The organism is Mesorhizobium sp. M0698, from assembly GCF_040320455.1.
In the GTDB taxonomy this organism is placed as follows: Bacteria; Pseudomonadota; Alphaproteobacteria; order Rhizobiales; family Rhizobiaceae; genus Mesorhizobium.
On sequence record NZ_JAMYPQ010000039.1, the window covers coordinates 1 to 20,540 of the forward strand.

Consider the following 20,540-nt stretch of genomic DNA (forward strand, 5'->3'; position numbering starts at 1 on the left):
CGCCCCGGTCGCCCTGGTTGGCGCTGGGGGAGCGGGGCCTCCCCCGCCCCCCCGGCCGCCCGTCCGGGTGTGGGTGGGGTCCGCGCCCGGGGCCGCGGGCGCGGGGGCCGCGGTCTCGGATTCCTCTTCCAGCACCAGCCAGCCATTGAAGCGTGGCGCTGCACTGGCGATGTCGATCACCGCCGCGGTATCGCAGACGCCCTTGCCGAGCATCGCCCATGTGCCGCTGGCATCGACATCCTTCAGGTGCACGTAGCGGATGCGGTCGCGATAGGTGGTGAGCGTATCGGCCATGTTCCGATGGCCACGCAAGATGTGGCCGGTATCCGGCACCCAGCCGACGAGCGACGGATCGACCAGCCCAAAGATCCGGTCGTAGTCGGCGCGATCGAAGAGCAGCGTGTTGTGGTGCGAACTCGGATGCACCGCGACCTGGACGCCCGCCTTGCGCCCTAGCTCCCCCGCCTTGTTGTAGACCTCCGCGGCGATGGCGAATTTGTCGTCGCGCGGGCCGTCGGAGACGACTGTCGCCGAGCCCATCGACACCAGCGTGTCCGGAAAGGCAGCAGCGAAGTCGATCCATCGCTTCGCGGTCTCGAGGTCGTTGCCGATCTTCTCCTTGAGCGTGAAGCCGCTCTTGGAACCGAAGGCGAAGGAGACGAGCGTCAGGCCTGACGCCTTGAGCGCGGTCGCGAACTCCGCCGGCTTGTCGGCATATCGGCCGATCATCGTGTCGGTGATCTCGATGCCGGCATAGCCGCCATCGGCGATCGCCTTCAAGAGATCGTCCGGGCCGCCGGCAAAGCGCTCTCCGAGCATTTCCCAGGTAAAGGTCTGGCAACCGACTTTCAGGTCTTTCACGATCGTCCTTTCATTCCTTGATGCCGCCCCGCGTTAGCCTTGCGGTCCTGCCGTTCGTTGAAGGCCTTGATTAGGTCGCCAAAGGTTTCCTTGCCGAAGAAGGCGGCGCTGGCAAGCTGATTTCGGAACGTGATTGCGCCCGCGCCGGTCGAATGCCGAGACCCGTGTCGAGCGCTGCGGCGCCCAGCATGCCGGCGCCGATGAGAAATTGCCGGCGATCGGCGATGGTGACGTGACCCACAGGCTTCGTAGCGGCGGTCGGCCGTTTTTCATGTCAGTCATTTCCTCCCCTGAAGGCTGGGGCCTCCAATGTTGCGCCAGCATTTTCGCATGTTCTGCAAAAATTTTACGCGCGTCAATATTTAAAGTGCTGTATAGCGGGCTGTGATTGCGGCTCGCCACCGATTCAGCAGGCCCGCCGAAGTGTCATCGCGTTGGGAGGCAGACTCGAAAATGCAAGCAAAATCACAGATTAAGCTCGGTATCGGCATTGTCGGATGCGGCAACATCTCGATGACTTATCTGCGCAACGCGGCGCTCTTCGGCGGCCTCGAGTTGCGTGCATGCGCCGACATTTCCACCGAACTGGCGGCACTGCGCGGCAGCGAATACGGCATCCGGGCAGTCAGCGTCGACACGCTTCTAGCCGATCCGGACATCGACCTTGTCCTCAACCTGACCGTCCCGGCGGCGCATTTCGACATCTCGTTTTCGGCGCTTTCGGCGGGCAAGCATGTTTTCACCGAAAAGCCGCTGTCAACCTCAGCTAGCGACGGCCGCCGGCTTGTCGCCGAGGCGGCGAAGCGCAATCTGCTCCTAGGCTCGGCCCCCGACACTTTTCTCGGCGCAGCCGGACGGCGGGCGCGCCGCCTGATGGACGAGGGCGCGATCGGCCGCGCCGTCACCGGCACCGCCTTCATGATGGGGCGCGGCATGGAGCACTGGCATCCCAATCCGCAATTTTACTATCAGCCGGGCGCCGGCCCAATCTTCGACATGGGCCCCTATTACCTGACCATGCTGGTCAACCTGCTTGGGCCGGTGGCACGCGTGATGGCGATGGCGACTCGGGGACAGGAAGTGCGCCTTATCACTGCCGAAGGTCCCTACAGGAACACCAGTTTCAAGGTCGGCACGCCGACCAACATCCTATCGCTGCTGGAGTTCCGATCGGGCGCCACCGTCACCTTCGGAGCCTCCTGGGATGTCTTCAGACACTCCAATCACCCTATCGAACTGCACGGCACGGAAGGCTCACTGCGCCTACCCGATCCTGACACGTTCGGCGGCACCGTATCGCTTTCGGAACGCGGCGCCGACTGGGCCGACTTCCATAGCGAGAGCGAGCTCTACGGGGGGCGCAACTGGCCTTACGCCGCGCCCGACCGCGCCAACTACCGCATGCTTGGCGTCGCCGATCTGTCGCATGCGCTGACGACGGGCAGAAAACCCCGCGCCTCCGGCGATCTCGCTTTGCATGTGCTGGAGATCATGGAGGCGATCCTCGCTTCGGGAGAAAGCCGCGAGTCCGTCGCCGTCAACGGGGCGGTCGACCAGCCGCCGCTTCTTGGCGAGGACGAGGCGACGAGCCTGCTTGCCTGAGGCGTAGGATCAGTCGATGGCTACGTTGCTTTCATCACTTCTCGATCCGGAAGCCCGGCATGTGCTCGACCTCGGCCGACAGGCTTCCGCGCGGCCGTTCGAAGCCGGCACGCCTGAAGAGGCGCGGCGCGCCTATGAGGAGAGCTTTCCCACACTGCAGGGTGAACGCGAGCCGGTCGCCTCACTGAACGAACGCTTCATCGACGGGCCTAGCGGCCCGTTGACGCTCAGGATCTATCACGGGCGACGGGCGGCCTTGGCCAGTGCCCCAGCGTTGCTTTATCTGCATGGCGGCGGCTGGGTAATCGGCAATCTCGATTCCCATGACGAGATCTGCCGCTGGTTGCCAACATGGCGGCCTGTGTGGTCGTCTGTCCCGACTATCGGCTGGCGCCGGAACACAAATTCCCGGCCGCCATCGAGGATTGTCGCGCAGCATTTGCCTTCATGCAAAGTGCGGCCGACGATCTCGGCATCGACGCGGAGCGGATCGCTGTCGCCGGCCACAGCGCCGGTGGCAATCTCGCTGCGGTGCTGTGCCTGATGGTGCGTGGGAGCAAGAATCCGCCGACCGTGCAATTGCTGTTTTATCCGAACACGGATGCCTCGCAGACAGCGGACAGCTATCGCCGTTTTGCTGAGGGCTATGGTCTCACCGCGGCAACGATGGCCTGGTTCCGCGACCACTATGTCAACCATGCCGGGGATATCGACGACTGGCGCGTGTCGCCGCTGAAGGTCGCCAGCCTTGCCGGCGCAGCACCAGCCTTTGTCGCGATCGCCGGTCATGACATTCTCGTTGACGAGGGTGAGGCTTACGCAAAGCGTCTGCAAGATGACGGCGTGCCTGTCGTGCTGAGGCGCTGGCCTGGCCAGATCCACGGCTTTGTCTCGATGGGCCGCCATGGTCCGGCCTCGCGGCAAGCCGTCGGCGCGGCGGTTGCCGCGTGGCGCGGCTTCGATGGAAAGCTCAGGCCGATTGACGCATAACCAGCGTCGCGTCGAGATTGACCTTGGCGGCAACCTCAGCTCCATCCTCGTTCAGCAGGGCCAGCAGCGTCTCGACGCTATATCCCGCCATGGCGGCGAAGTCCTGCGCCATGGTGGTGAGGCCTGGACATGTGTAGCGGCTCAGCGGGTGATCGTCATGAGCTGCGACACGCAGGTCGCAGTCGGCCTTGCGACCGACCTTGAGGCCTTGCGCGTAGGCGGCCGCCATCACGCCGAAGGCGAGACGGTCGTTGTTGCACAGAATGGTCTTGCCCGACAGGCCGCCATTGCCGAGCATTTTTTCCATTTGCTCGTAGCCGATCCGTTCGAAATCCCATGTGTACTCGTCGGTGTTGCCGATGACGACAGGCTCATGCCCGAGCCGCTTCATAGAAGCGATATAGCTTTTCAGTCGTTCTGGCGAGTTGTGGTTGACGTGCGGGATATCGAAATAGACCGGGGCGTCGCCGGACCGGCACAGATACTCGACGATGGTCGAGACGCTCTGGGCATTGTTGTTGCCGACGAACGGCGTTCCGCCTTCGAGATAGGTGTCGAAATAGACCACCGGTATGGCCTGCGTCAGCTTCTCCAGCGTGCGGTGGTCCGAGCGCAGGCCGAGCGGCGCGATGAGTGCACCGGAGACCTTCAGCGACAGGATGGTTCGCGTTGCCTCCACTTCGAGCTCGCGCGAGCCGTGCGAGGAGATCACGATCGGCCAGTAGCCTTCGTCGCGCAGCCTTAGTTCGATGCGGCTGACCATCTCCGAATAAAAGGGGTCGGCCACTGTCGGCACCATGATGCCGATGCTGCGGGTCCGCTTGCGGTTCAGGTTGCGTGCAAACAGATTGGGCTGGTAGTCGGACGAGCGCAGCGCCTCTTCGATACGCTGCCGTGTCGCTGGCTTGACGCTGGTCGGATCGTCGAAATATTTCGACAGCGTCGGCCTGGAGACGCCGCAAGAGCGGGCAAAATCATCCATCGTCTTGTGCGTCGTCGGCATTCAAACGCCTCGCGTTCTGGACATCCAATCACGGGGTTGCCCTAAGCGCTGCCCCAGGGCACCCGCATACGGTGCGCTGCCGTGCAACGGCAACGCAAAAGTTTACAGAGGGCTTCAGCAGTTTCAACGCGTATCGCTGAATTTGTTTCACGCGTAAATTTATTAGTTAACGCGAAAAGTACAAGCCTAATTGACTCCGGATATCGGTTGCCGCCAGGCAGAATTGCACGCGGCCGAGAGGGCCGTCCGAGTCGAGGCCTAGGGACTCGGTTGCCAATGGGACGAGCTGCCAATTCTGAGCACCACAATCCGGAAGGCACCTAGACATAGCGCACTTCGACTCCCAGCTTGTCCAATCGACTGCGAATCCCATAGGGCATAGCGGTGTCGGTGATGATCAGATCGACACGTGACAACGAAAATGCCTTAGATGAGGCGCCAATATCCCATTTGCTTGAATCCGCCACAAGGATCACGCGCCTGGCCATACGAACCAGATTGCGTTTTGTGCGCGCAATGTCTTCTGAGACATCGACGACATCGAATGACTGATCGATCGCATGCGCGCTGAGGAACGCTTGGTGGGCCACAAGCCCGCCCACAGCCCTATCAAAATCCGACACGATCGTGCTGACCGTCGAGGGATAGACCCGACCGCCTATCATATGCACGTCCAGCCCAGGGCGATACATCAGATGCTGTGCAATGTTCATCGCGGTTGTGGCTACTACCACATTGTTGACCGGGGGCATCTGCATTGCGACCTGCAGCAACGTCGAGCCGCTGTCGAACACCACGGACTGGTTGTCTATGATCTGGCGCGCCGCCATCTGCGCGATACGCCGTTTGGCATCGAAATTGCGAGACATCCGCTCTTCGAAGGCCGCCGCGGGCGAATCAGCGGGCAAGGCGATCGCACCGCCATGCGTTTTGATCAACTGCTTTTTTGCATCCAGAATTTCCAGGTCGGACCTGATGGTCACCTCGGAGACGCCGAAGTTTTCCGCCAGTTGGCTGGTACGCGCCTGGCCGGTCCGCTGAAGCGCGAGCATGATCTGATGTCGCCGTTGTTCCGCAAGCATGTGTAACCCCGAATTGCTGTTTGGATAACTGCACGCCAACCTTTCGAAAATCGAATAGGAAACCGGCCTGCGTTTGAGAATTCGAGGGATACCGCCTCACCGCAGCGAATGCTAGCCGTTGCAGTTGCAACCTATATCGAAACGAAAGAAATCGAAATATTGAATATTGTTTTGCTTTCGAGTTAGGGTCCTCAACGTCAGATCAACAATTGCGAAGGGACTGCACTGATATGGGCCTTGGAACTAAAATTCGCTTGTCGCGGCTGTTCTCGCATCGATCTGGGAACCTGTTCGGTGGTGCCGTCGACCATTTCGTAGGGTACGGCAACGTCCGCGAGGGAGGCCTTGCGGATCTGCCCGGCGCGCTCAAGCGGGTGATGGCCGGAGAGCCAGATTACATCAGCATCCAGCCTGGTGCGGCGCGTCATTTGTGGCCGGCTTACGCCGGCAAGGCAGCGCTGGTCATTCAGGCGGGATGCTTTACGCCCGACGATCGGATCAGTCAGTTGATCGCGACGCCCGAAGATGCAGTGCGCTATGGTGCCGATGCGCTGGCGGTCGCCATTCCGGTGCGGGGCGATACCGAGGGTCACTACATTCGTTGGCTTACCGATACGGTCAACGCGGCTGCTCGTTTCGAAATGCCGGTCGTTGCACATGTTTATCCCCGCGACTATTCAAACGGCTGCAATATCGTCTTCACCCCCGACGAAATCGCCTACGCAGTGCGGATTGGTTTTGAGACCGGTGTTGACGTGATCAAGGTCGGATACACCGGGGACTTCGACTCATTCAAGGAAACCGTGGCAACTTGCCCGGTTCCCATCGTTATCGCCGGCGGTCCGAAGACCGAGGATCTTCTGGGCGCTCTCACCCAGACATCTGAAGCCCTGCGCGCCGGTGCGAAGGGTGCCGTCGTGGGGCGCAATCTGTGGGGGCACGGTGACACCACGATGGCAGCGCGTGCATTCAAGTGCGTCATTCACGATGGGATGGCGCCGCAAGACGCTTTGGCGGCTGCGGGCACGTGAGCTGTGACCGGCAATCTGCAGGTTTTGGGCTTCGGAGCCTTGGCGATTGACGACATCATCTATGTCGACAGCCCGCTGGGTGCTGGCAAAGGGAAGGTGACAAATCGCACGAAGGACCACGGCGGCAATGTGGCGACGGCACTCGTTGCTGTCGCCAAGCTGGGGGGGCGTGCCGGTTTCATCGGCTGGCTGAGTGATCAGCCACTTACGGATGTCGGCGCCCACGAGCTTGAACGACACGGCGTCGACATATCTTTCGCGCCACGTCGTTCCGATGCCAAGCCGATCCGGTCGGTTATTACGGTCGCGCCCGATGGTGACAGGTTCATCGCCTATGATGATGATGTGCCGCACGGCACCTCCGATGCGCTGGCCGATAGCGTCCTTGCGCAAGCCCAGGTGCTGCTGATCGACGGTTACGCCACGCACGCCGACATGATCGTTGCTCGTGCCCGTAAGCTGGGTCTGGCGGTGGTGGCCGATATTGAGTGGACTGTCGGACCTGCGACCGAACGATTGATCCGCCTGTCAAATCACCTCGTATTGCCTCTGAAATTTGCCCAAACCTATACTGGCGAGGCCAAGGCGACAGCGATCCTGCGCAAGCTGTGGTCAGATGACCGCTCCGCGGTCGTGTTAACCGAAGGCGATCGAGGAGCCTATATCCGGCAAAAGGACGATGTCGTTTTGTGGCACGTTCCGGCCTACAAGGTCAGGGCAGTGGACACGACCGGCGCGGGGGATTGTTTTCATGGCGCCTATGCCTTCGCCCTTACGCAGGGAAAGCAGCCTGTCGCCTGCGCTGTTTATGCAACTGCCGCGGCCGCGATCTCAGTGACGGGCCGGGGTGGCCGCATAGCTCTGCCGGATCACAACGCCTGTGTCGCGTGGATGGCGAAAGAAAATGCACCTGTGCCCATACCGATTACGTCGCCAGACTGAGAATTCATCACTCGGATATTGCCGCTGCTGGTGGGACGTCCGAGGCGCGCGGTTAACCGCGCAGATAGCAATGCCGGTTCGATCTGCAGTCGCGCCGCGCGGAGGCTATTCGATGTTTAGGTAGCGCTGACAATAGGGAGGATGTGACGTGGCTGTTGTTGTGTTGGACAAAATTTGCAAGACCTACGGGACGAAATTCCAAGCCATCAAGGATCTTAGCCTGACGATAAACGACGGCGAGTTCCTCATTCTCGTTGGCCCTTCGGGATGCGGAAAATCGACAGCCTTGCGCATGATCGCGGGGCTGGAGGAGATCAGCAGCGGAACCCTGACCATTGGTGGAGAGAATGTTGAGGACCTAGCGCCGAAGGACCGGGATATTGCGATGGTCTTTCAGAACTATGCCCTTTATCCGCATATGACAGTGTTCGACAACATAGGCTTTTCGATGAAGCTTGCGGGGAAGAGCAAGGCCGAGCGGACGAAGCGCGTCCATGAAATAGCAAAGACCCTGCAGCTGCACACGCTGCTCGACAGTAAGCCGGCCGCGCTGTCTGGCGGACAACGCCAGAGGGTCGCCATGGGGCGCGCGATGGTGCGCGAACCGGCAGCCTTTCTCATGGATGAACCCTTGTCAAACCTCGATGCCAAGCTGCGCGTGCAAATGCGCGCGGAAATTGTCAGCCTGCAAAGACAGCTGGGGGTGACCACGATTTATGTAACACACGATCAGACCGAAGCCTTGACCATGGGCGACCGGGTTGCGGTCTTGAAAGGCGGTGTCCTTCAGCAGGTCGACACGCCAAAGACGCTGTATAATCGACCAGTCAATGCCTTCGTCGCGGGTTTCATCGGCTCGCCGTCGATGAACCTGTTCGAAGGCCGTTTGCACAATGGCAGGATCAACCTGCCGACCTTTTCGATACCGGTGCCGACGAGTGCGTTTGAGCGCTCTCCTGGTCTGAGCGCCTTCGAAGGCAAGACGCTCATTTTCGGCATACGCCCCGAGGATCTTTACGACAGCAGTCTGGAATCGGGATCGCGACATGCCACTCTACCGGCCATCGTGAAGACGACAGAGGAATTGGGATCCGAGCTTATCGTTCATTTGAAGGTCGACGCGGTTCGAATCGATTCTGGCGACCCAGATGCTGTTGAAGATCTAAGCGGCGCAGCAAATGTCGTAGCGAGGTTTGAAGCCGTCAGCGCGGTCCGGCCGGGCGCGTTGATTGATCTGGCGATCGATGCGGCCAAGTTGCACTTCTTCGATCCCCAGACGCACCTCACAATCTAGCGTGGTCCGCGATGGTTGACCCGGCTAAAGGGACGGAGGCGCAAATGTCGCTTCCGTCTTCTGGTCCATTTGCGTAGGTGACGGTAGACGCTGGCTTCGCTCTCCTGGGCAATCCGACCAGTTCTCGCTCGCCCATCACAGCTCGGGCCGTCTTCGTTGGCAATTGGTGAGACTTTGCTCGACATCGGTTCAGCGCGCGACAGCCGATTTTTCCACCGGAGGTGGAGATCGTCTTGTGCCCGGCGGCACCCTGTCATCGACAACCAAAACGATCGCCTGAACGCCTCTGAATTGCGACGTCTACGCGAGCGCGCGACCCCACCGAATGGCGTTTTTTCTCTTCGAATATACGACTTTCATTTGTTTTCTTTTTAGGGGAGTGGCTTTCATTTGTTTACGAAAATAGAGAAAGAAAGCGGCACAAGCAATGTGCACAAGGGAAAAACTACCGCCAGAGAACTTAAGAAAACCATATACCAATCAATGGCTTACATTCAGTCATAACGTCCCGGCATCCTACCCATTTTTCACGATTGCAGTTCTTGATTGACACAAAGACCCGGAAAAGAACCTAGTTTGATCGCGATCGGGAGGATCGAGCCAAACGTCGCTCCTAGGAGGAAAACATGAACGTCAGAAGATATATTGCTGCGGCCACGTCCGCTGTGGCTGTCTGGGCACTGTCTGCTACCTGCGCCTTTGCTGAGACCAATCTCGAATTCATCCAATGGTGGGAGCCGGAAATGCCCGCCGGTGCTCTGCGTAGCATCATGGACGACTTCGAAGCCAAAAACCCTGGTATCAAGGTGACGCTCGTCAGCGGTCCCTATTCCGCCACCCATGATCAGATCGTAGTCGGCGCCGCGTCGGGGACGCTCAGCGACGTCGTCGGCCTGGACGGAGCATGGGTCAATGGCCTTGCAAAGCAGGGCGCAATCGCTTCCATGGACAGCCTGATGGCTGACGCCAAATATGATCAGAGCCAGATCGCTGACATCATCAAGGTCAACGGCCAAAGCGTCATGTTCCCGCTCGCCTCGTTCGTATACCCGGTCTTCGTCAACCTCGATCTGGCCAAGGCTGCTGGTGTCGACAAGATGCCGGCCAACCGCACAGAATTCGCCGCTGCCGCGAAGAAGATGACCAATGCGGACAAGAACGAGTACGGGTGGGTGCTGCCGCTATCGCTGCAAAACCCCGGCGGCATCCAGAACGACGTGATGTCTTGGGTCTGGGCTTCCGGAGCATCGATGCTCAAGGACGGCAAGCCCGACGTGGAAAATGAGGCCGTGGTCGGTACACTCGAATACGTCAAGTCGCTACAGGACGCCGGCGTCATATCGCCAGGCATCTTTGCCAAGAAGGAACAGGACAAGGTCGAAGAGTTCGTCAACGGCCGTGTCGGAATGATGATCGACTCGCTGGCTCATATCAATCTTATCCGCCAGCGTAACCCCAATCTCAAGTTCGGTATCTCTGCGCTTCCTGCGGTCGACGGCTATACGGGTAAGCGCGGACTGCCCTATGCCTCTTGGGGCATCGGCATTAGCAACAGCACCGAGCATAAGGCAGAAGCCTGGAAGCTTGTTGAATATCTGATGAGCCCGGAAGTGAACGGCCGCCTGGTATCGCTCGCAAATGCCTTTCCGGGCAACGTGCAAGCGAAGCCTGACTTCTCGAAATCGGACCCGCTGTTCGAGGAAGCCTTCAAGATCTTCCAAAGCGGTCACTTGGCCAATGAATTCGTGGGCTTGCCGGTGGCCGAAGACCTGATGCGCGACATGAACGTCGAAGTGCAAAAGATGTTCGACGGCCAGCAAACCGCAAAGGAGGCCGCTGCCAACACGCAAAAGCAGTGGTTGGTTGACTTCGCCAAGTAGGCGCCGCTTCAGACAATTCGGCAGCGCGATAAGATCTATCGCGCTGCCGCTGCATCGGAACCGGACCATACGGTCGATGACCAAGCGGATTGTACCTCATGAGCCTCGCCAACGAAGGTTTGATCGTCGCGCGAACGAAAATGCGCAAGCGTGGCATGCTTTCTTACAAGACGAGAAAGCGGCTCACTCCGCTGTTTTATGTGGCACCCGCCACGTTTTTGTTTTGTCTACTAATGCTGTTTCCCATGATCACGGTCCTGCGCTATTCGCTGATGGACGGCGCAATCATGAAAAAGGACGCTGCTTTCATAGGGTTGCAGAACTACGAGACGATCTTCACAGATCCAGTCTTCTGGCAGTCGGTCGGGCAGACCCTCTATTTCACGGTGATGAGCGTCATTTTCCACCTTCTAATCGGCCTGGCCTTCGCCCTATTGCTGAACACCCAACGCGTCCCTCCGATGATTAGAAGCATCCTGCGTGTTCTCTACATTTTGCCATGGCTCTTTACGGCAGTCATCATCGCGATCATCTGGCGGCTGCTTTTGGATCCCAATGGCGTGGTCAACAGCATTTTGATGACGCTCCATATCGTCAACTTCAAGGTCGAGTGGTTCTCCTCGACGAAAACCGCGATCCATGCATTGACGTTTGCGAACATCTGGGCGGGATACCCTCTATATATGGTCAGCTTGCTCGCCGGTCTCCAGGGCATCCCCAAGGACCTTTACGAAGCCGCCGGCATCGATGGCGCCAATGAGTTCCAAAAGTTTCGGTACATCACGATCCCGCAGCTGATGCCGATCATCATCAGCATCGCCCTGCTGGATTTCATCTGGACGATGCAAGTCTTCCCCCTGGTCTGGATGACAACGGGCGGTGGACCGATCCATTCGACCGAGGTGCTGAGCACGTATACCTATAAGCTTGCGTTTTCGAGTTACGAATTTTCACAGGCTTCGGCGAGCGCGATCTTCATCTTGATCATCTCGATGGGCGCGACTTACTTCTACATCAAACACCAGAAGGCCAGGTGACCGGCAATGGCAAAGCGCTCCTTCAAAAACACCGTTTTGCCGACCGTACTGACATATCTCGGGCTCGCGGCCGGTCTGGTCTTTGCAGGCTTTCCAATCCTGTGGATGTTTTTCACTTCGTTGAAATCGAACACCGAGATCTTTGCCCTGCCGCCGAGACTGCTGCCCGACCATTTCACGAACGTAGCCTATCTTTCGATCTTCAATGATCCGACCAAGGTGCGCTTCTTTCTCAACAGCTATCTGGTCGCGGGAGTGGTAACCCTTCTGACGTTACTGATCGCCATTCTGACGGCCTATGGCTTCAGCCGCTATTCATTCCGGCTTAAGAATACGCTTAACGTCTTCATCATCAGCACACAGACCGTACCGCCGATCACGCTTCTGATTCCCTATTTCGGCATGGTCGTCGCCTTCGGCATTTTCAACACCTATTTCGCGCTGATTCTAACCTACATGGTATTCACCCTGCCTTACGCAATCCTTCTGATGACCGGCTATCTCAATACCCTGCCAAAGGAACTCGATGAGGCAGTGCTGGTCGATGGGGGGTCAAGTTGGACAGCGCTATGGCGTGTGATTATCCCTCTTTCAGTCCCCGGCGTCGTCGCGACCGCGGTCTATACGTTTCTGTTGGCGTGGAACGAGTTCCTTTTTGCGCTTACTTTGACGAAGTCGACGGACATGCGGACCGTTCCGATCGGTATCGAGTTGCTTATGGGCCAACATGCGTTCGAATGGAACGAGATGATGGCGATGAGCGTGCTGGGATCACTCCCGCTTCTGATCCTGTATCTGATTGCACAACGTTACTTCCTCGCGGGCCTGGCCGCCGGGTCGGTGAAGAGCTGAGCAAACTGACTGCCAGTTCGCTGTTCGCTGCAACCCATTCCGGCCCCGAAGGTCCGGTCTTTGACAGCGCCAGCGCTATGCCAAATCCTGCACGTCGAGGGTCGTGCAGGCCGAAGGCGGCGACTGATCGCGCTCGACATCTCTCCCGCGGTTTCCCAACTGTTTCGCCCCGATGGCCCGGCGCTGACGCCGCTGCCGTCGACCTGAGTGGCGCACTCGGAAGTTGAATCCGACTGCTGACCAAGCCGGCTTCTAGCCTGGCCTCGGCATCCCCTGCCTTGTGGATTTCGCCATCTGATGCCGCGATAGCTCGACACCGGTCTGCTGCAATGCAGCACATCAAAACCCGCGGCATACCATTTTAAATCTTGACGCGTGTCAAATTTTTATAAAACATGCGGAAACGCTGACAAGGCATCGATCAGCGCGGCTGGAAGTGACGAAAGCCGGCGTCGGCGGTCCTGTGACGCGGACATACGGGCCGCTCTATGGCGATGCCTTCTCCAATGAGCTCGAAACCTTCCATCGCCACATCATGCACGGCACCAAACCTCTGACCGATCTCGCGGACTCTCGTCGCGACTTGGCGCTGATGGCGGACATCATTGATCGCATGAAACAGACTACGGGGATTATGCGCTGATGCTGCCCTTTCATTGAGGGTAGATAGTACGAGGCGATTGCATTGGCTCCCGGCTGGCGGGTCTACGCTTTTCCGGCTCGCGGTCTATCCGCCAACCATCAGCTTGACGACTTCGTCATGGTTGGTTTCCGATATCTTGCGCTCGCCGGCCTGGACGCCGCGCCGCAGTACGACGATGCGGTCGGAAACGGCGAAAATATCCTGCAGATTGTGCGAGATGAAGATCACGCCTCGCCCTTGCGCCTTGAGTTGGTGGATGAGCGAAATGACCTTGCGCTGCTCCGGTACGCCGAGGGCCGCGGTCGGTTCGTCCATGATCAGGATCTGCGCGTCCCAATAGACGGCCCGGCCGATGGCAACAGCCTGCCGTTGACCGCCGGAGAAATTGCTGACCGGGGCATCGAGCCGGCTCACATGGAAATCCAACCGCCCCATGGTCTTCTTGGCGGCGACGGCCATGGCCTTGCGATCGAGCACCGGCAAGAAACCGAAGGCCTTGCGCATGGGTTCACGGCCAAGGAAGATATTGGCGCCGATGGACAAATTGTCGGCGAGAGCGAGATCCTGATAGATGGTTTCGATGCCTTTTTCGCGCGCCTCATGCGGCGTCGCAAATGTCACCGGCTGACCCCTCAGCAGAATTTCACCGCCCGTCGGCTGAAAGACGCCCGATATCGCCTTGATCAGCGTGGTCTTGCCGGCGCCGTTGTCGCCCGCCAGGGCCACCACTTCGCCCGGCCGCACGACCATGGAGAAATCGTTGAGCGCCCGGACGGCGCCGAAGTGCTTGGAAAGATTCCGGACTTCCAGGAGGGGAGTGGTCTGGCCTGGGCTATTCATCCTGACGGGCTCCACTGAACCGGCGCTGCGCCTGGTCGATGAGAACGGAAATGATGATGACGACGCCGACGGCGATGAACTGCCAGAACGGCTCGACATTGACGAAAACCAGCCCGTACTGAATGACCGCGATCACCAGCGCACCGGCGACCGTCCCGAAGATCGTGCCCGATCCACCGAACAGGCTGGCGCCGCCGATCACGACGGCTGCGACGCTGTCGAGCAGCAACGGCTCGCCGGCCTGGGCCGCGCCCGCGGTGAAGCGCGCTGCATAGAGGGCGCCACCGAGGCCTGCGCACATCGCCGAAAGCACATAGAGGCGCAGGATATGGCCTCTGATGTCGATGCCGGCACGACGAGCCGCCTGCACATTGGCGCCGATGGCGTAGTTATGCTGGCCGAACCGGGTCTGGCTCAAGATGTAGTGCATCGCGACGACGAAAACGGCTGCAATGATGACGAGATAAGGCACACCGTAGAACCTGCCGTTGCCGAGCAGCGCGAACCAGGAATTCTGGACCGGTACCGTCGTGCCGCCGGCGAGCAGGAAAGCAGCGCCGCGCGCCACGCCAAACATGCCAAGCGTGCCGATGAAGGGCGGAATTCTGAGGCGCGAGATCAGCAAGCCGTTGATCATGCCAGGGACTCCCGCGACGATCACGGCCGCCAGAATGCCCACCATCATGGCCAGAGGCACCGGCATGGCGGCGCCAGCCAGATTCGTGGCATGGGCCGCAACAACAGCAGCAAGGCCCATGATGAAGCCCAGCGAGAGGTCGATGCCTCCCGAAATGATGACGAATGTCTGTCCGGTCGCAAGCAGCAACGGCGCCACGGCAAATATCGCAATGGATTGCACGTTGAACGGATTGAGCACGAAGGTCGCGCCGAAGGAGGCCCTCGACCAAACCTCGAAACAGATGATCAGGCCGGCGAGAAACAGCCAGGCGCGCCCTTCGGCGATGCGTCCGAGCCAGGTCCTGGCCGGATCACCATGGTCGGCCTGAGGGGCGACATGGGTTTCGCTCTGCTCGGTTGGTGATGTTGAAGTCATTGACACATCCGATCCGCAGCGCGGCCTCCGTCAACAGGGTCCCAGAGACCCGGCGCTGGTCTCCTCCCGGCAAGCCGGAAGGGGACCAAGCTGGTTGGAATCATTCGGAATAGAGGTACCTCATTCGGAATAGAGGTACTTCGAGATGTTCGGGTCCGCGATGTTTGACTTGTCCATGATCGTAAAGCCGGTGCCGATCGCAACCGGGATCGACTGGCCGGTCAGGTGGGCATAGGCAGAAACGACACCAAAATAGCCGATCTCGGCCGGATGCTGGGCAATCGCAACGTCCACCAAGCCGGTGTTGATGTTGTCGACGATGCTGACCGGTGCGTCGAACGCGACGACCTTGATGGTCCCGCTTTGCCCTGCCTGCTTGACGCCGTTCGCCGCGCCGATCGCCGAGAACAGATTTGCACCGAACACACCAACGAGATCGGAGTTGCGCGCGAACGTCGCTTGGAGCTGCGAGGCAGCCTTGTTGGCGTCGTCGTCGTTGAACTGCGTCTCGAGCACGGTGATGTCCGGATGCTTCGCCATCTCCTTCTTGAAGCCCTCTTCACGCTGATCGGTGGTCGAAATGCCGGGCTTGACGTTGGAAACATAGACCTTGCCCTTGCCGCCTATGGCCTTGACCAATGCCCGCGCGGCGATCTCGCCGCCCAGAATGTTGTCCGAAGCAATATAGGACAGCGGGAAATCCGCCTCACCGGCACCGGTCTGGTAGACGCCGCTGCCGATGAAAGTGTCGACGGTGATCACCGGGATGCCGGCATCATTGGCCTTGCGGAGCGGCTCGACCAATTGAACCTTGTCGGTTGGCGCGATCAGGATCGCGTCTGGCTTCTTGGCGATGACCGCGTCAAGCACGGGGACTTGCGTTACCGGATTGAAATCCGAAGCGCCCTGGAACACCAGGGTCACGCCAAGGGCATCGGCCGCCGCCTGAGCGCCTTTGCGCATGGTGATGTAGAAGCCGTCGGTGGTAAGGCCCGGAACGAGAGCAATGGTGAACTTCTTGTCCTGCGCCAAAGCGGGCGTGATCAGCGCCGTTGCGCAGATGGCGAGAGCCGCCAGGGCGGCAACAATCTTCTTCATAACATCCTCCTCATAATGTTGGCAGATTTGCCGTTGCGATTGATATCGGGAATGGCCGTCAATCTGTTCAGGCTACGAATCGTAAATGCGCTGACGGCCGGAAAACGGGTTTCGCCTGCTTGCTGTTACGGGCAGCTCCTCCCAGGCGCCCAGTCATTAGATCAGCCAGTCGAAACCGACCAGCCCTGCTGCCCGCAGGCCCGTTTCCTCGCATCCGCAAGGTCCAGAGAACTGCGCCGCTCGGCGCGCATGCGCGCCTAGCGGCAGGTTGTAACACTTTGCTGAAAGAAATTGCAACCGGTACTTCCCTGGCCGGAACGCTTTTCAAACCGGACAACATCTGTCTGCTCCGCAGGGCCCGCACGGCAGACTATTGCCCCCAAGTCCCTGACGAGACAACAGGTGATTTCGGGGCCCCAGGCTCCCGGACCGCGTGGCGTCGATCGGTTCAGGATTGATCAGGCGCGCCGATGTCGCGCATCATGGTGTCCGCCTTCTATCGAGGCACGAGAGCCACGAGGATGGCTTGCGCCGTTTTCGTGTCCGTTATCAGGGCATTGATGAGTCTCGCGCGGACGGCACCGATGATGGCCGTCGCCTTCTCCGGCGAGGCGGCAACGCCGATGACCAAGGGGACGGTTCGAAGCTGGGCCGGCGACATTGCGATCATCCGGCCCTCCCCTTCCCACGGGATAAGGGTGCCTTCGGCGTCGAAGTAATGGCGGATGACGTCTCCAGCCGCATGAAACAGGGCCTGTTCGCTCAGTGTGGCCGCGCTCGCCTCGGGCGGATTGATGGCATGGGGCAGGCCGATGCCGACGATCGCAACGTCGGTCCGGTCCCAAAGCGCGACGCTGTCGCGGATGGCCGCATCGCCAAGGAAGACCTCACGCAATTCGGTGGACGGCAGATAGGGCGCATGGATGAAATGCGGCGTCCCGCCGAACTCTTCGGCGGCCAGCCGTACAAACTCGTTGATCTGGAAATGCGCCGCCTGCTGCTGCATGCCGCCGGTGGCAGCGACGGTAAGGACCCCGGGAATGCGCGGCAGGCCTGCCCGGATCACCTCGCGGATGGCTCGCCCCCAGCCGACGGCAACCACCGAGCCGGCCGTCAGTTCCGCTTGCTTGAGCAAGGCGCCGAGCGGTGCGGCGAGCGCCGTCAGCGCTCCGGCTGCCGGCGTTTCGACGACCGCGGCGTCGCGCAGCCCCAACCCGTCAATCAACTGCCTGGTGATGTCCTCGGGCGTCACAAGGTCGAGAACCTCGATCCGCACGATGCCCTCTGCCCTCGCCCGCTGCAGCAGACGCGATATGGTGGCGGTGGAGACACCGAGCCGGCGCGCGATATCGACCTGCGGCATCTCCGCCTCGTAGTGCATTTTGGCGACCGTATGCAGCATCGTCCGCGATGCGGCCGCGTCTTGTACGGGAGGGACAGACAGCTTGCAATTCCTTTCAGCAATGTGTTACAGACCCATCAACCGATGGGAGTTATCGCGCAATTCCGGCAGACTCGCAACTCGGGTTCGTTTCCACCGAACGTTGCGGCCAAGCCAGATTTCCCGGTTCGATAGCGCATCAAAGCGGCAAACCTTTCTGCCGGCAGGCAGGTAAAAACTGAACATTTCTTGTTCCACGGATCTGCGCCCTGGTGAATGGGCGCCAACATCGGACAAAAGACCATGACAAAGATGACGACGGCGGAGTTACGCGGCTATCAGCAGATATGCGGCAAGGACGGGGCCATGATGGCCATCGCCTGTGACCAGCGCGGCGGCATGCGGACCTTGCTGGCGTCGGACCCTGCCGAACAGGCCAAAATCACCAACGACATGCTCGGCGACACCAAGGAGGACATCACGCGATACCTCGCCAGTCAGGCATCCTGCGTGCTGCTCGACCCGCTCTGCGCGGTGCCGCGGGTTGTCGATGAAGGGGTGCTGAACCGGGATACGGCTCTGCTCATCGGCCTCGATGCCTCGGGCTTCGACGTCTCGCCCGCCGGCTACCGCCTGTCGCGCCTCGTTCCCGACATCGACGCGCGCCGCGTCCGCGAACTCGGTGGCACCGGCGGCAAGATCATGGTCTATCTCAGGGCCGACAGACCGGAGGCGAACGAGTATAACGTCGCCATTCTGCGCCAGTGCATCGCCGACTTCGGGCAAGAGGACCTGCTGCTCATCGTCGAATTCCTGACCTATCAACTCGAAGGCGAAAGCCTTGAAGACTATACGGCCAAGATCCCCTGGCTTGTCGAAGAGGGCACTCGGATTTCGCTGGAATGCGGGGCAAAGGTGCTCAAGCTTCCTTATCCCGGAACGCCGGAAGCCTGCGCCAGGATCAGCAGCATGGCTGGCGAGGTGCCATGGGCGGTCCTCTCCGCCGGCGTCAACCACGCAACGTTCCTGGGCCAGGTCGAGATCGCGATGAAGAACGGCGCGTCAGGCGTCATCGCCGGCCGGTCGCTGTGGAAGGACTGCATCTCGCTGGACCGTGACATTCAGCGGGAAAGGCTTAAGACCATCGCAGTGTCGAGATTGCACGAGCTTCAGGCCGTGATCGGAAACTACCGGCAGAAAGCCGCTTAGTCATTCGCCGTTCACACCGGGCACACACGGGACGTCATGCCTCATAGTTCGATGGCCATCGGGATCGATATCGGCGGCACCAATCTGCGCGCCGCCCGCATTTCCGGCACAGGCGAAATCCTTGACCGCATGTCCGAAAAGAGCGCGCCGGACCCGGCGCTCATGCTCTCCCGGATCGCCGAGATGGCGCGCCGGCTCGATTCTCCGGAGGTTGCCGCCATCGGCATCGGCGTCCCGGGACGCGTCGATGCGCGGCGTCGCGCCGTCTTGTCCGGAGGCTATGTCAACCTCGCCTCGGTCTCCCCGGCACAACGGCTGGAAAGCCTGGCGGGCAAGCCCGTCGTGATCGACAACGATTGCAACATGGCACTGGTCGCCGAGATGGCTCGAGGCGCCGCCATGGGTCACGAAAACATCGTGATGTTCACCATCGGCACCGGCATTGGCGGCGCCGTCGTACAGGACCGGCGGATCGTGCGCGGCAAGGGGACGGCGGGGCAGCTCGGCCATATCGCCGTCGACATCAACGGCGAAGCCTGCGTCTGCGGCCGGCGCGGCTGCGTTGAAACCACCAGCTCCGGTACAGCACTTGGCCGTCACATCTCACGCGCAGGCCTCGGTCCGGATATCTCGGTCGATCAGCTTTTCGCCCGGGATGCGAGCGGCGACACGCCGGTGCGCGGGATACTGGAAGCCTGGGCCAGACCGTTGCGTGCGGCAATTGATACAGCGGTGGCGATGTTCGCCCCCGATCTGGTGCTGCTCGGCGGCGGACTTGGCCAGGCGGCCCATCAGGCGCTTGCCAAGGCTCCGGCCTTGGCTCCCTGGTACCAATGCCCTGTTGAACCGGCGCAACTCGGCGACGACGCCGGCGTCATCGGCGCCGGTCTGCAAGCGCTGGCAGGGGAGGCGGCGGTTACGGCCTCGCCGGTGACCTCGCCATCCGCTGGACTCAACCCGGGCCGGCGTGCCGTGCCCGGCCAGCGCGCCGTGCTCGTCAACGGCATCCCCGCCAGCGGCAAAAGCACGGTCTCGCGCGGTGTCGCCGACCGCCTAGGGTGGCCATTGCTTACGCTCGATACCATTAAGAACCCGTTCCTCGAAGTGCTCGGCGGCGGCGATCGTGAATTCAACCGCTCGCTCGGTCGCGCCAGTTATGAAGCCATCTGGTCGGTCGTCGGCGAAGCTCCCGCGGGCACAACAGTTGTCGTCGATGCCTGGTTCGGCTTCCAGCCGCGCCAGGTGCTCGAGGATCACCTGCGAAGGGCTGGTGTCGAGCGGACCGCGGAAATCTGGTGTCATGCACCCGGCGAGGTTCTTGCCGAACGCTATCGCGCACGGCTCGACCAGCGTCCCGCTGGCCACCCCGGGGCGGCCTATGTCCCCGAGCTGATCGAGCTGGCCAAGCGCGCCGAGCCGCTGCGGCGTGGACCGCTCTTTGATGTCGATACGACGAAACCAATCGCTTTCGATGCCATCACGCAATGGCTGCGGGCGACGATTGACACATAGGCAGGCGAAGCTTGCGCGCCTGAAATGATGATCCGCGCGCGACTTGTCCGCGGCGTGATTCACTCGTGCTCTTGATTTTGATGCTGGGAGCGGAAGCTCGCGCTGGATCGAGGTGACATGGATGACCACGCCCGAACCTTGCTCCATCATCGGCAACAGGGCAGATCAAGCAGGGTTCATCGGCTTCGCGCGAGGATGATTTGGAACGACGGGAAGACCAAAGACGTTC

The 20,540-nt window shown here is 60.4% G+C and carries 17 protein-coding genes and 2 pseudogenes; 11 read left to right on the plus strand and 8 right to left on the minus strand.

The window, feature by feature from the left end; all coding sequences use genetic code 11:
* Positions 1-819, minus strand: an 819-nt coding sequence (locus NKI16_RS32240) for a sugar phosphate isomerase/epimerase family protein (RefSeq protein ID WP_352924494.1), incomplete at its 3' end; no start/stop codon positions are given.
* A 495-nt stretch (positions 820-1,314) separates the two neighbouring features.
* Here NKI16_RS32240 and NKI16_RS32245 point away from each other — a divergent pair.
* Positions 1,315-2,463 carry a Gfo/Idh/MocA family protein gene (locus tag NKI16_RS32245; RefSeq protein ID WP_352622022.1) on the plus strand — a complete coding sequence of 383 codons (1,149 nt, stop codon included), beginning with the start codon at positions 1,315-1,317 and terminating at the stop codon, positions 2,461-2,463.
* Between the two features lie 16 nt (positions 2,464-2,479).
* Positions 2,480-3,453 (plus strand): annotated as a pseudogene (locus NKI16_RS32250) (alpha/beta hydrolase).
* Here NKI16_RS32250 and NKI16_RS32255 read toward each other — a convergent pair.
* Together NKI16_RS32255 and NKI16_RS32260 are read right to left on the minus strand one after the other, a co-directional pair.
* Positions 3,434-4,456 carry a LacI family DNA-binding transcriptional regulator gene (locus tag NKI16_RS32255; protein ID WP_352622023.1) on the minus strand — a complete coding sequence of 341 codons (1,023 nt, stop codon included), beginning with the start codon at positions 4,454-4,456 and terminating at the stop codon, positions 3,434-3,436. The pseudogene NKI16_RS32250 and the gene NKI16_RS32255 overlap by 20 nt on opposite strands.
* 320 nt (positions 4,457-4,776) lie before the next feature.
* Complete coding sequence (locus tag NKI16_RS32260; RefSeq protein WP_023680295.1) at positions 4,777-5,538, minus strand: DeoR/GlpR family DNA-binding transcription regulator; 762 nt, start codon at positions 5,536-5,538, stop codon at positions 4,777-4,779.
* Positions 5,539-5,768: 230 nt separating this feature from the next.
* On the opposite strand from NKI16_RS32260, the gene NKI16_RS32265 reads away from it, so the two are divergent.
* From NKI16_RS32265 to NKI16_RS32295, 7 genes are all read left to right on the plus strand, one after another.
* Entirely contained in the window at positions 5,769-6,569 is an 801-nt protein-coding gene (locus NKI16_RS32265; protein ID WP_031213035.1) for a beta/alpha barrel domain-containing protein, read from the plus strand.
* Positions 6,570-6,572: 3 nt separating this feature from the next.
* A complete protein-coding gene (locus NKI16_RS32270) occupies positions 6,573-7,511 on the plus strand; it encodes a PfkB family carbohydrate kinase (RefSeq protein ID WP_352622025.1) in 939 nt (312 codons plus the stop codon).
* A 148-nt stretch (positions 7,512-7,659) separates the two neighbouring features.
* Positions 7,660-8,805, plus strand: a complete 1,146-nt coding sequence (locus NKI16_RS32275) for an ABC transporter ATP-binding protein (RefSeq protein WP_352457855.1) — start codon at positions 7,660-7,662, stop codon at positions 8,803-8,805.
* 626 nt (positions 8,806-9,431) lie between these two features.
* Positions 9,432-10,685, plus strand: a complete 1,254-nt coding sequence (locus NKI16_RS32280) for an ABC transporter substrate-binding protein (protein WP_023680291.1) — start codon at positions 9,432-9,434, stop codon at positions 10,683-10,685.
* A gap of 98 nt (positions 10,686-10,783) precedes the next feature.
* The gene (locus NKI16_RS32285) at positions 10,784-11,722 is read left to right on the plus strand and encodes a carbohydrate ABC transporter permease (protein WP_352622030.1); all 939 of its coding nucleotides are present in this window, start codon (positions 10,784-10,786) and stop codon (positions 11,720-11,722) included.
* A 6-nt stretch (positions 11,723-11,728) separates the two neighbouring features.
* Positions 11,729-12,574 carry a carbohydrate ABC transporter permease gene (locus tag NKI16_RS32290; RefSeq protein WP_352524729.1) on the plus strand — a complete coding sequence of 282 codons (846 nt, stop codon included), beginning with the start codon at positions 11,729-11,731 and terminating at the stop codon, positions 12,572-12,574.
* Positions 12,575-13,010: 436 nt separating this feature from the next.
* Positions 13,011-13,217 carry a hypothetical protein gene (locus NKI16_RS32295; protein ID WP_352622031.1) on the plus strand — a complete coding sequence of 69 codons (207 nt, stop codon included), beginning with the start codon at positions 13,011-13,013 and terminating at the stop codon, positions 13,215-13,217.
* Positions 13,218-13,301: 84 nt separating this feature from the next.
* Here NKI16_RS32295 and NKI16_RS32300 read toward each other — a convergent pair whose 3' ends face one another.
* From NKI16_RS32300 to NKI16_RS32315, 4 genes are all read right to left on the minus strand, one after another.
* Positions 13,302-14,057: an ATP-binding cassette domain-containing protein gene (locus NKI16_RS32300; protein ID WP_352571728.1), complete on the minus strand. Its 756-nt coding sequence runs from the start codon at positions 14,055-14,057 to the stop codon at positions 13,302-13,304.
* The gene (locus tag NKI16_RS32305; RefSeq protein ID WP_023680285.1) at positions 14,050-15,111 is read right to left on the minus strand and encodes an ABC transporter permease subunit; all 1,062 of its coding nucleotides are present in this window, start codon (positions 15,109-15,111) and stop codon (positions 14,050-14,052) included. Before NKI16_RS32305 ends, NKI16_RS32300 begins: the two co-directional genes overlap by 8 nt.
* Before the next feature lie 120 nt (positions 15,112-15,231).
* A complete protein-coding gene (locus NKI16_RS32310) occupies positions 15,232-16,209 on the minus strand; it encodes an ABC transporter substrate-binding protein (RefSeq protein ID WP_352457851.1) in 978 nt (325 codons plus the stop codon).
* 496 nt (positions 16,210-16,705) lie between these two features.
* Positions 16,706-17,611, minus strand: a complete 906-nt coding sequence (locus NKI16_RS32315; RefSeq protein WP_352622033.1) for a sugar-binding transcriptional regulator — start codon at positions 17,609-17,611, stop codon at positions 16,706-16,708.
* Between the two features lie 282 nt (positions 17,612-17,893).
* Between NKI16_RS32315 and NKI16_RS32320 the strand changes: the two genes are divergently transcribed.
* Positions 17,894-18,799, plus strand: a complete 906-nt coding sequence (locus NKI16_RS32320) for a tagatose-bisphosphate aldolase (RefSeq protein ID WP_031213032.1) — start codon at positions 17,894-17,896, stop codon at positions 18,797-18,799.
* A gap of 36 nt (positions 18,800-18,835) precedes the next feature.
* Complete coding sequence (locus NKI16_RS32325) at positions 18,836-20,311, plus strand: ROK family protein (protein ID WP_352842773.1); 1,476 nt, start codon at positions 18,836-18,838, stop codon at positions 20,309-20,311.
* Between the two features lie 84 nt (positions 20,312-20,395).
* Here the strand turns inward: NKI16_RS32325 and NKI16_RS34190 are convergent.
* Positions 20,396-20,473 (minus strand): annotated as a pseudogene (locus NKI16_RS34190) (short-chain dehydrogenase); the annotation flags it as partial.
* Positions 20,474-20,540: the final 67 nt, after the last annotated feature.